Source organism: Winogradskyella wichelsiae (genome assembly GCF_013403925.1).
Taxonomy (GTDB): Bacteria; Bacteroidota; Bacteroidia; order Flavobacteriales; family Flavobacteriaceae; genus Winogradskyella; species Winogradskyella wichelsiae.
In genome coordinates this window covers 602,637-615,316 of sequence record NZ_JABFDJ010000002.1, presented here as the reverse complement: position 1 = coordinate 615,316, position 12,680 = coordinate 602,637, and the positions used below count along the sequence as shown (strand labels likewise).

General features: G+C 31.7%; 9 protein-coding genes. 8 read left to right on the top strand and 1 reads right to left on the bottom strand.

Annotated elements, in window-relative coordinates; genetic code table 11:
- The first annotated feature begins 39 nt into the window (after positions 1-39).
- Genes HM985_RS06310 through HM985_RS06300 form a run of 3 tightly spaced genes read left to right on the top strand, consistent with a single transcriptional unit; the run spans position 40 to position 2,288 of the window.
- Positions 40-1,155, top strand: coding sequence for an NAD(P)/FAD-dependent oxidoreductase (locus HM985_RS06310; RefSeq protein ID WP_179375430.1), 1,116 nt, complete (start codon positions 40-42; stop codon positions 1,153-1,155).
- 3 nt (positions 1,156-1,158) lie between these two features.
- Positions 1,159-1,842, top strand: coding sequence for a monofunctional biosynthetic peptidoglycan transglycosylase (mtgA, locus tag HM985_RS06305; protein WP_179375429.1), 684 nt, complete (start codon positions 1,159-1,161; stop codon positions 1,840-1,842).
- On the top strand, positions 1,839-2,288 hold the full coding sequence (locus HM985_RS06300; protein WP_179375428.1) for a 3-oxoacyl-ACP synthase: 450 nt from the start codon (positions 1,839-1,841) through the stop codon (positions 2,286-2,288). Before mtgA ends, HM985_RS06300 begins: the two co-directional genes overlap by 4 nt.
- A gap of 108 nt (positions 2,289-2,396) precedes the next feature.
- On the opposite strand, the gene HM985_RS06295 is transcribed toward HM985_RS06300, so the two are convergent.
- Positions 2,397-3,005, bottom strand: a complete 609-nt coding sequence (locus tag HM985_RS06295; RefSeq protein ID WP_179375427.1) for a superoxide dismutase — start codon at positions 3,003-3,005, stop codon at positions 2,397-2,399.
- Between the two features lie 115 nt (positions 3,006-3,120).
- On the opposite strand from HM985_RS06295, the gene HM985_RS06290 reads away from it, so the two are divergent.
- From HM985_RS06290 to HM985_RS06270, 5 genes are all read left to right on the top strand, one after another.
- A complete protein-coding gene (locus tag HM985_RS06290) occupies positions 3,121-6,252 on the top strand; it encodes a UvrD-helicase domain-containing protein (RefSeq protein WP_179375426.1) in 3,132 nt (1,043 codons plus the stop codon).
- 41 nt (positions 6,253-6,293) lie between these two features.
- Positions 6,294-7,487 (top strand): glycine C-acetyltransferase, encoded by a 1,194-nt coding sequence (kbl, locus tag HM985_RS06285; RefSeq protein ID WP_179375425.1) that lies wholly within the window; start codon positions 6,294-6,296, stop codon positions 7,485-7,487.
- A 131-nt stretch (positions 7,488-7,618) separates the two neighbouring features.
- Positions 7,619-9,016: an OmpA family protein gene (locus HM985_RS06280; protein WP_179375424.1), complete on the top strand. Its 1,398-nt coding sequence runs from the start codon at positions 7,619-7,621 to the stop codon at positions 9,014-9,016.
- A 61-nt stretch (positions 9,017-9,077) separates the two neighbouring features.
- Positions 9,078-11,840: a PD-(D/E)XK nuclease family protein gene (locus tag HM985_RS06275; RefSeq protein WP_179375423.1), complete on the top strand. Its 2,763-nt coding sequence runs from the start codon at positions 9,078-9,080 to the stop codon at positions 11,838-11,840.
- On the top strand, positions 11,837-12,676 hold the full coding sequence (locus HM985_RS06270; RefSeq protein WP_179375422.1) for an alpha/beta hydrolase family protein: 840 nt from the start codon (positions 11,837-11,839) through the stop codon (positions 12,674-12,676). Before HM985_RS06275 ends, HM985_RS06270 begins: the two co-directional genes overlap by 4 nt.
- Positions 12,677-12,680 lie beyond the last annotated feature (4 nt).

Genomic DNA, 12,680 nt, shown 5'->3' with positions numbered 1-12,680 from the left:
GTTGAAAAAGCTCCTAACTTTAGGGGCTTTTTTTATCTTATGAACTTATCATATTGGGAAATAAAAAACTGGTTAACTAACATCGATTATACAATTGTTGGTAGCGGCATTGTAGGCCTTAATTGTGCTTTACAATTAAAACAACGATTTCCAAATTCTAAGATTCTAATTATTGAAAAAGGAATGCTTCCACAAGGGGCGAGTACTAAAAATGCAGGTTTTACATGTTTTGGAAGTTTAAGTGAAATTGTAAACGATTTAAATCATCATTCAGAGGCAGAAGTCTTAGAATTAATTAAAAAACGAATAGAGGGACTTCATTTACTTCGTACAATCTTGGGCGATAATACTATAGATTATCAAAATCTTGGCGGTTATGAATTGTTCTTAGACTCTGATGATGCATTGTACAATTTATGTATTGAGAGACAAGAATATATCAATCAACTTTTACTTCCATTGTTTAAAGCTGAAGTGTTTTCTTTTAAGGAAAACAATTTTGGCTTTAAAAAGATAAAATCTACATATAGTTTTAATTCTTTTGAAGGTCAGATTGATACTGGTAAAATGATGGATGCTTTACTTTACAAGGTGCAGTCTCTAGGAATAAAAATACTAAATAATTGTACTGTAGATTCTTTTTCGGGGGATGCAGATTCTGTAAAATTAAATACAAATCATTTTACGTTTTCAACAAAAAAACTCTTTATTGCAACAAATGGATTTGCTAAGGATTTAGACCTACCAAAAGTTAAACCAGCTAGAGCGCAAGTTTTAATTACCAAACCAATAGATAATTTGCATATAAAAGGAACATTTCATTTAGATGAAGGGTATTACTATTTTAGAAATATAGACAATAGAATCTTGTTAGGAGGAGGGAGAAATCTAGATTTTAAAACGGAAGAAACTACTCAATTTGGAGAAACACATCTCATTCAAAATAAACTTGAAGAATTATTAAAAACAACAATATTGCCTCAAACAAATTTTGAAATTGAGCATCGATGGTCTGGTATTATGGGAGTCGGTAAACAGAAAAAAGCAATAGTAAAACAGTTGTCTAATAATGTGTTTTGTGGTGTGCGTTTAGGTGGTATGGGGATTGCGATAGGAAGCACAATAGGAAAACAATTAGCAGATTTATTAGATTAAGGGATGAAGAGAATTTTTCGATTTTTAGCAAAATTATTTATTTGGAGCATTATAATTTCAGTTGGTTCAGTGGTATTATTTAAATATGTTCCTGTTCTTATTACACCACTTATGGTGATTCGATATTTCGAAAACACTGAAGAAACAGAGCTTTGGAAACATAATTGGGTGCCAATGGAAGACATTTCAAAAAACATGCAATTGGCAGTGATTTGTAGTGAAGATCAAAAATTTGTAAACCACAATGGATTTGATTTAGAAGCGATTGAAAAAGCTTATGAATACAATAAAAAAGGAAAACGTATTAAAGGCGGAAGTACCATAAGTCAGCAAACGGCAAAGAATGTGTTTTTATGGCCAGAACGAAGTTGGTTGCGTAAAGGCTTAGAAGCCTATTTTACTTTTTTAATTGAAACAATCTGGAGTAAGGAGCGTATTTTAGAGGTGTATTTAAACAGTATTGAAATGGGGAAAGGAGTTTATGGGGTAGAAGCTGCTGCGAAACATTGGTTTAAGAAATCAGCAGCTAATTTAGGTCCTTATGAAGCCGCAGCAATAGTTGCTGTGTTACCAAACCCTAGAAGTTATAAAGCAAATCCGGCATCTGCTTATATTCAAAAACGAAAACAGTGGATTGTGAAGCAGATGCGATACTACGGAACATTAAATCTAAAGCCTAAAGAATGATTATTAAAGAAGCATTATATAACGCATGCATAGAGTTTGTTGATAACCGATTGTTAACGGTAAATAAAGCGATATCAGATATTCAATATTCATTAGAATCTGAAACCAAAAGTAGCGCAGGCGACAAACACGAAACAGGAAGAGCGATGTTGCAGTTAGAACGTGAAAAAGCAGGTCATCAGTTATCTGAAATCGAAAATCAGAAGCAAATTCTTCATAAAATAAATATAGAATCAAAGCACAATAAAGTGGCGTTTGGTAGTGTAGTAAAAACAAGCACATCTAATTATTTTATTGCAATAAGCGCTGGTGAAATTATGATAGATAATGTGTCTTATTATGCAATTTCTGCGGTAACACCAATTGCACAATTGTTATTGTCTAAGAGTGTTGGAGATGAGATTAAATTTAGAGATCAGAAATATATTATAGAAACTGTTTTGTGATATCTCTAAATTATTTCACGTAGGTAATTCAAATAAGACAAATAAAAAAATCCGAACATTTAAATGTTCGGATTCTCTTTATAAGTCTAAATAAATGAAACTAAAAAATTATTTAGCTTCAGCGTAACGACGCTCAACTTCGTTCCAGTTAATTACATTAAAGAAAGCTTCAATATATTCTGGTCTTTTATTTTGGTAGTTTAAGTAGTAAGCATGTTCCCATACATCTAAACCTAAAATTGGAGTTCCTTCACAACCAATTCCTGGCATTAATGGATTGTCTTGGTTTGCTGTAGAACAAACTTCAACTTTTCCACCTTCATGTACACATAACCAGGCCCAACCAGAACCAAAACGTGTTGCTGCTGCACTAGAAAATGCATCTTTAAATGCCTCAAAAGAACCAAATTCTGCTTCAATAGCATCTTTTAAGTCTCCAGATAAACGACCCTTTCCTTCAGGGTTCATTACGTCCCAAAATAATGAGTGGTTGTAAAATCCGCCACCATTATTTCGTACTGCTTTGTTATCTGTATCTAAGTTGATAAGAATATTTTCTATAGTTTTACCTTCTAGATCAGTTCCTTCAATTGCTGCGTTTAATTTATTTGTGTAGCCTTGGTGATGTTTAGTATGATGAATCTCCATTGTGCGAGCATCAATATTCGGTTCTAAAGCATCATAAGCATATTTTAATTTCGGTAATTCGAAAGCCATAATATTTATGTTTTTAATTGGTTAATAAATTCCTTGAACTCAAATTTACAATTTTGTGTCTTAATTTCTCTTAATAAACTATTAAGATTGCCTATTTTGGTATAAAAATTATCTTTTGCAAAATTCAGCCTTTAAAATATACAACGCTTCTGCTGGTAGTGGAAAAACCTTTACACTAGCAAAAGCCTATTTAAAAATCTTAATTCAATCTAAGAGTAACGACCAATTTAAGTCCATTTTAGCCATTACGTTTACTAATAAAGCAGTAGGCGAAATGAAAGAACGGATAATAGATATGCTTAAATCTTTTTCTAAAGAAGAGAGTTTAACGCATCCAAATCCGATGTTTGTTGCTATTTGTGAAGAGTTAAGTATAATACCTGAAGTACTGCATAGCAAATCGAAGCAGGTTTTAAAGCATATTATTCACAATTATGGTGCCTTCGATATTTCTACAATTGATGGTTTTACACACCGAGTGATTAGAACTTTTGCGCACGACTTAAAATTACCTATAAATTTTGAAGTAGAATTAGATCAAGGACGACTTTTAAGTGAAGCTGTAGATAGTTTAATAGCGAAAGCTGGAAGAGACAAAGCCTTAACTAAAGTATTAGTCGATTTTGCGATAGAAAAAGCTGACGACGATAAAAGTTGGGATATTAGTTTCGATTTTAATAAAATTTCGAAATTATTAGTGAATGAGAATGATCTTTTTGCCATTAACGCTTTGAAAGAAAAAACACTTGATGATTTTAAAGTTTTAAAACAGCAATTAGCTAAAGAGGTTACAGAGATAGAAGAAACATTAATTGTTACAGCAAATAAAGCTTTAACTTTAATTGATGAGAGCGGGTTACAATACAACGATTTTAGTGGTAGTTATCTTCCTAAATTCTTTAAAAAAGTAAGTGTTAAAGCATTTAGTATATCGTTTGATACGGCTTGGCAAAATACTTTGGTGGAAGGAAATGCTTTATATCCCAAACGTGTTAAGGATGATATAGCATCGGTTATTGATAGCATTCAACCGCAATTAGCACAAGCATTTTCAGATATTAAAACATTTATTTTTAAATTAAAACTTAAAAAAGGCTTTTACCGAAATATCATACCACTTTCAGTTTTAAATGCCATACAAAATGAACTGGATATCCTAAAGTCTGATCAGAATAAAATGCTGATTTCAGAATTTAATTCTATCATCAGTAATGAAATAAAAAATCAACCAACACCTTTTATTTATGAACGCTTAGGAGAAAAATTTAAGCATTATTTTATTGATGAATTTCAGGATACTTCTAATATGCAATGGGAAAATTTAGTCCCTTTGTTAGAGAATGCTCTTTCTGCGGTTAATGGTTCTGCAATGTTGGTTGGCGATGCAAAACAAGCAATTTACAGATGGAGAGGTGGTGAGGCTGAACAATTTATTAAACTTTATAATAAAATAGATCAGCCGTTTCAGCTTGCCGCCGAAGTTTTACCCTTAGAAACCAATTACCGGAGTGCTAAAGCTGTTATTGAATTTAATAATTCATTTTTTAAATATTTAAGTGAAACGGCCTTTAGCGAAAGTACTTATGCTGATCTTTATAAAAAGGCGAAACAAAACACGCATAATAAATCAGAAGGTTATGTAAATCTTAATTTTTTAGATGTACAAAAAGAGGATGATATCCATGAGATGTATGCGGATCAAGTTTTAGAAACTATTAAGGAATGTGAGCGCAACGGTTTTCCTTTAGATGATATTTGTGTTTTAGTAAGAAAAAGGAAGGAAGGTGTTGCGATAGCTAGTTTTTTAAATGATAATGGTATTAAAATAACCTCTTCTGAGACCTTATTGTTAAAAAATTCAGATAAAGTTATCTTTATAAATTCTTTTTTAAAACTGCTCATTCAGCCCGATAATGACCGTCTTAAAATAGATGTGCTTTCTTATTTAGCAGAACAATATCAGGCAGAAGATAAACACTTGTTTTTTACAACCTACCTTAAGAAAGATCTTGATGATATGTTTCTAGAGTTAAGGAATATTGATCTTTTTATTGATAAAAACCAATGCCTTCAATTACCGTTATACGAGTTAGTAGAGCATGTAGTACGCTTATTTAATCTTAACAAAAATTCAGATGCTTATCTTCAATTTTACTTAGATGTTGTTTTAGAATTTACACAAAAACAAAATTCTGATGTGTCTGCTTTTGTTAATTATTTTGAAAAGAAAGAAGATACTTTAAGTGTGGTAACCCCAGAGAACATGAATGCGGTTCAGATTATGACCATCCATAAATCTAAAGGATTAGAGTTTCCTGTTGTTATCTTTCCTTATGCAGATCTTGATATTTATAGAGAATTAGAGCCAAAGGTTTGGTTTCCTGTTGCAGCAGAAAGTCACAACGGTTTTAGTACATTGTTACTTAATTATAATAAAGATGTTGAAGAGTTTGGCGAAATAGGTGCATTAATTTATAATAGACATCAATCGGAATTAGAATTAGACAATATTAATTTGTTATATGTGGTTTTAACACGAGCAGTCGAGCAATTGTATATAATTACGAAAAAAGATATTGACGCTAAAGGAGCAGTAAAAGGAAATACTTATGCAGGTATGTTTATTAATTTCTTAATGAAAGAAAACAAATGGAATGACAGCGAGTTGAACTATAGTTTTGGTACTTTAAACCCAAACCAAAATATTTCAGAGAAAGAAACCCCTTCCGATCCACTAAAATTAATATCAGTACCTAAAGAAGCTCATAATTTAAATATTGTGACCAAATCAGGATTACTTTGGGATACGCAGCAAGAAGTTGCTATTGAGCGCGGTAATTTAGTGCATTTAATTTTATCAAAAATTAAGACGAAAACGGATTTAGAGCTAGCATTTAGTAATCTTTTAATTTCTGGTGAAATAACAGCCAAAAATAAAGAGGCATTAGAAAGGTTAGTGATGCAAGTAATAAATCATCCAAAATTAGCTTTATACTTTAAGGACGGTTTCAGAATTTATAATGAACGTGATATAATTACCAATTCGGGTCAGCAGTTAAGACCAGACCGATTAAATATCAATTCTAAAAACGAAGCTATAATTATAGATTATAAAACAGGAGATCAGAAATCATTTCACGCCGCTCAATTAAGTGATTACGAATTTGTTTTAAATCAGATGAATTTGACTGTTACGCATAAATTACTTGTTTATATAAATGATACAATCGAAGTTCTAGAAGTCTAATTTTTCATAGTATCTTTGACCATATCAAACAAAATTAAATTATGTACGGAGATATAAAGAACCACTTACAACAAGAAATAGAAGCTATTAAAGATGCAGGTCTTTTTAAAGAAGAGCGTATTATTACTTCACCACAAGGAGCCGAGATAACTTTAAATACAGGGCAAAAAGTATTGAACTTTTGTGCTAATAATTACTTAGGTTTATCCTCTCATCCCGATGTTGTGCAGGCTGCAAAAGATACTATGGATACACATGGTTTTGGGATGTCTTCAGTGCGTTTTATTTGTGGTACCCAAGATATTCATAAAGAATTAGAGCGAAAAATTGCTGATTTTTATGGTACAGAAGATACGATATTATATGCAGCAGCTTTTGATGCTAATGGAGGTGTTTTTGAGCCTTTATTAACAAAGGAAGATGCTATAATTTCAGATTCACTAAACCACGCTTCTATTATAGATGGCGTTAGGTTGTGTAAAGCGGCCAGATATCGTTATCAAAATAACGATATGGCAGATTTAGAAACACAATTAATTGAAGCAAATGCCAATGGCGCACGTTTCAAAATTATTGTCACTGATGGAGTATTTTCTATGGATGGTTTAGTTGCGCCTTTAGATAAAATTTGTGATTTAGCGGATAAGTATGATGCTTTGGTTATGATTGACGAATGCCATGCTACTGGTTTTATAGGAGAAACTGGAATTGGGACTTTAGAAGAAAAAGGTGTTTTAGGACGAATTGATATCATTACAGGAACACTTGGAAAGGCATTAGGCGGAGCAATGGGTGGCTACACTACAGCGAAAAAAGAAGTTATTGAATTGCTGCGTCAACGTTCTAGACCATATTTATTCTCAAACTCTTTAGCGCCTGCTATTGTTGGTGCTTCTATTAAGGTGTTTGATATGTTAAAAAATGATACAACTTTAAGAGATAAAGTAGATTGGAATACTAAGTATTTTAAGAAAGGAATGAAAGAAGCTGGTTTCGATATTGTAGATGGAGATTCAGCAATTGTACCAGTAATGTTATATGATGCAAAACTCTCTCAAAATATGGCAAATTTACTATTGAAAGAGGGTATTTATGTTATAGGTTTCTTTTACCCTGTCGTTCCTAAAGATAAAGCAAGAATTAGAGTGCAACTATCTGCTGCTCACGATAAAAGTCAACTCGATAAAGCAATAACTGCATTTAAGAAAGTTGGTAAAGAATTGAAAGTTATCTGAAACCATTCAAATCTTAACTCAAACGCTCTAATCTAGGACAAAAAGGCAGAAGTTTTATATATTTGTCTTTGTTAATAAATTTTAACATACTATTTTTGCAACAATTAACACTTAAAATTAAATTAATTAATATGAAAAATCTTAGCAGATTATTTTTTGTCGCAGTGCTTATCGCAAGTTTTAGCACATCTAATGCACAAGATAAGAACAATCCATGGGCTCTTAGCTTTGGAGCGAACGCAGTTGACTTTTATCCAGTAGGAGAAGACGCACCACAAGGAGACTATTTTGACGAGTATTTCAATGCAGATGATCATTGGAGTATACTACCTTCAATTTCAACGCTTTCAGTATCTAGATACCTTAGTGATGGATTTACTTTTACTGCAAAAGGTTCTATTAATAGAATTGACAAATTTGGTTCTAATGTAGATTTAATAACAGGTGAGGAAACAACTAATTCTGTAGATGACTTAACATATTACGGTTTAGATGGTAATATTACTTATAGTTTTAAAAATGTAATTAACTCTAAAGTTATCGATCCTTATTTAGGAGTTGGTGGTGGTTACACATGGTTAGACGAAATAGGAGCAGGAACTGCAAACGGAACTTTAGGATTTAAATTTTGGTTTTCGGATAACTTAGGTATAGATATTAATTCTACTTACAAGCATTCTTTTGAAGATTACTTACCTAAGCATTTTCAACATTCAGTTGGAGTTGTATTTCAATTTGGTGGTACTGATACTGACGGTGATGGTATATATGACAAAGATGATGCTTGTCCAGAAGAAGCAGGTTTAGAGATCTTCAACGGTTGTCCTGATTCTGATAATGATGGAATTCCAGATTCTAAAGATGATTGTCCTAATACTCCAGGTTTAGCTGAATTTAATGGTTGTCCTGATACTGACGGTGATGGTGTAATGGATAAAGATGATAAGTGTCCAGAAGTTGCTGGTCTTAAAGAATTAGCTGGTTGTCCTGATACTGATGGTGATGGTGTTTCTGATGCTGATGATAAATGTCCAGATACAGCAGGTCCTGCAGCAAACAACGGATGTCCTTGGCCTGATACTGATGGTGACGGTGTTTTAGATAAAGATGATAAATGTCCTAACGAAGCTGGTACAGTGGCAAACAATGGTTGTCCTGAAGTTGCACCAACTGAAGAAGTAATGGAGACTTTAAATGAATACTCAAGATCTATCTTGTTTAACTCAGGTAAAGCAACTTTTCAAAAACAAACGGATCAAGTATTACAATCTATGGTTGCAATATTTAAAGAATATCCTCAAGCTAACTTCTCTTTAGAAGGTCATACTGATAGCGATGGTTCTAAATCAATGAATCAAGCATTATCTGATAGAAGAGCAAATGCAGTTAGAGATTACTTAATTGCAAATGGTATTAGTTCTGATAGATTAACTGCTTCTGGTTTTGGTGAAGCTAATCCTATCGCTAGTAACAGTACAAGAGCTGGTAAAAAAGAAAACAGACGTGTAGAGGTGAAGTTGAAAAACTAATCATATCTAAAATATATTGAAAAAACGCCCCGAATTTCGGGGCGTTTTCTATTTTTATAGAATGATAAGTTTTATAAAATCCGTACTACTACAACTTCAAGATAAAAAGTTAAATCTAGCAGAAGTTAATTTCATTTTACCAAGCAAGCGTGCAGGTGTTTTTCTTAAGCATCACCTGTCATCAATATTGGATGAGCCTATATTTTCGCCTCAAATTGTAAGTATTGAAGAATTTGTAGAGGAATTATCAGGTTTGCAAAACCTTCCTAATACCGATTTATTATTTAGACTTTACGAAACATATAAGAAGTTAACAAAAGAAGCAGAGCAAGAAACTTTTGAATCCTTCTCTAAATGGGCACAAATCTTATTACAAGACTTTAACGAGATAGACCGTTATCTTATACCACAAGAGCAAATTTTTGATTATTTAAATGCCATAAAAGAACTGAGTCATTGGTCTTTAGAAACTGACCAAACAGAATTGATTAAGAATCATTTAAAGTTTTGGAAACACCTGAAAGAATATTATGCTGCTTTCACTGAAAATTTATTAGAATCTAAACAGGGTTATCAAGGACTTATTTATAGAGAAGCAGTTGTTAATTTAGAATCTTATATTGAAAAATTTAACGATAAAATCCATGTCTTTTTAGGGTTTAATGCCTTAAATACTGCTGAGTCTAAGATTATACAAGGTTTACTAGAAAGTGATTTAGCTCATATATATTGGGATATTGATAAAGCTTTTATTGATGACAATAAGCATGATGCAGGATGGTTTACAAGACAACATAGAAGCCAATGGGAATATTTTAAAACTAATGCTTTTAATTGGACAACATCACATTATTCTGATAAAAAAAATATTCATGCAATTGGCATTCCTAAACTTGTAGGGCAAGCCAAATATATAGGTCAAATTATAGAAGACTTAACGCAGGTAGATACTAATTTATCTAAAATAGCGGTAGTTCTAGGTGAAGAACAGCTTTTATTACCCGTTCTTAATTCGATTCCAGATACCATTAGTAAATTGAACGTAACAATGGGTTTACCATTGCAGTTTGTACCATTGTCGTCGTTATTTGAGCAATTATTTTTAGTTCATAAAAACAATCCAAAACAATTTTATTATAAAGATATAATAGGGTTACTATCGCACCCCGCTATTTATTCATTATTTGAAACAGAAACAAGCAATGATTCGAAGATTATTGTAGAGCATATTCAGAAAAATAATTTAGTATATGTTTCGATTAATGAATTAAAAGAGATCTCAACTACAAGTTTGGAAATGTTAGATTTAATTTTTAAGTCATGGAATAATGAGCCTGGCGTTGCTTTAAAACAATGTACTTCTCTTATTTTTAAGATGAAATTAAACTTTGATAACGATAAGTCAATACACAGTTTAGAATTAGAATATTTATACCGTTTTAATACCTTATTTAATCAATTATCTGAGTTAAACACCAAGTACAAATACCTAAATTCTATTGTTGCTTTACAAACTATTTATAAAGAATTATTAAGTTCGGAAACATTAGATTTTAAAGGAGAGCCTTTAGACGGTCTTCAAATTATGGGTATGTTAGAATCTCGTGTTTTAGATTTCGAAACCGTTATTATAAGTTCCGTTAATGAGGGTATTCTTCCTTCGGGTAAAACGAACAATTCATTTATACCTTTTGATGTAAAGATTGAAAATAAGTTACCTACATTTAAAGAAAAAGACGCCGTTTATACTTATCATTTTTATAGATTATTACAACGTGCAAAGAATGTTTATATTCTTTATAATACCGAGATAGATGCTTTGAAAGGAGGAGAAAGAAGCAGGTTTATAACACAGTTAGATATCGAAGGGTTGCATAACGTAAAGCACAAAATTCTATCACCTAGCGTACCTAATATTCAGCAAAAATTACAGAACATTATAAAAACACCATCGGTTATAGATCAAATTAAAACACTCTCTAACAAAGGTTATTCTCCATCGTCTTTAACGAATTACATTCGAAATCCTATTGATTTTTATTATGAAAAAATACTTGGTATTAAAGAGTTTGAAGAGGTTGAAGAGAACATTGCAGCAAATACACTCGGTTCCGTAATTCATAATTCTCTTGAAGATTTCTATGAACCTTTACAGGGGTCAATTTTAACGGTTGAACATCTTAAGAAGTTTAAAAGTCAGATAAGAGAAATGGTCACTAAGCATTTTGAAAAACTGTATAATAAAGGTGGTTTTTCTAATGGTAAAAATCTTATTATTTTTGAGATAGCACAACGTTATATTTCAAATTTTATAGATTTAGAAATGGAGAGTCTTAAACAGGGTAATGAAATAGAAATCCTATCTATAGAAGCAGATGAAGAAATAATGATTACAATCGATTCTTTAGATTTTCCTATTAAACTAAAAGGAAAAGTAGATAGAGTTGACCGTTTTAATGGAGTTACTAGAGTTATTGATTATAAGTCTGGTAAAGTAGAACAGAACAAAGTAGAAATAGTAAATTGGGAAGATTTAACCACCGATTATGATAAGTATAGTAAGTCCTTTCAGATTTTGTGCTATGCTTATATGATGCGCCAAAATAACAAAATAGAACTACCTATTGAAGCAGGAATTATATCCTTTAAAAACTTAAATGGAGGCTTTTTAAAATTTGGAAAAAAAGAATCAGCTGGCTCAAGAAAAAAGGACCAACTTATAACGAATGAAACATTAGATGATTTTGAAATAGAACTGAAAAGCCTCATCATTGAAATTTGTAATCCCGAACTTAATTTTGTTGAAAAAGATTTAACCAAATGAAAATAGATAAAAATATAATTCTAAATAGAGATGGTAAAAAGATAATTCTTATAGATGCATTCTATTCTGAAGAAAAAAGAAATCAACCTGTTGTAATATTTTGTCATGGTTATAAGGGTTTTAAAGATTGGGGTGCTTGGAATTTGATGGCAGAGCAAATAGCTAAATCTGGACTTTGTTTTATTAAATTCAATTTTTCTCATAATGGAGGTACCATGGAAAACCCAATTGATTTTCCGGACTTGGAAGCTTTTGGAAATAATAACTACACCAAAGAATTAGATGATTTAAATGCTGTTATTGATTGGGTAGAAGAAAACTTCAACGATAACACCAAAATAGATACTCATAACATCACATTAATTGGTCATAGTCGTGGTGGTGGTATTGCTATTTTAAAGGCTTCAGAAGACGCTAGAATAACTCAGCTTATTACATTAGCGAGTGTCAGTAATTTTGCTAATAGATTTGGCTCTAAAACAGAAATTGAAAGCTGGAAGGAAAATGGTGTGAAGTACGTTAAGAACGGAAGAACAAAACAAGAAATGCCGCATTATTACCAGTTTTTTGAAGATTTTAAAGCCAATGAGAATAAGCTTAACATAGCGTTTGCAACTAAAAAAATAGAGCTTCCTGTTTTAATAATTCATGGAGATAAAGACACTTCTGTAAAAATTGATGAAGCTTATAATATCTCTCAATGGAGTAAGAATAGTAGGTTAGAAATAATACCAGAGGCAGACCACGTGTTTAATACAAAACATCCATGGGAAAAAGAACAGCTTTCGGCAGAGTTAAATGATGTTGCAGAAATTATAAGCAAGTTTATAAAGTAGATTG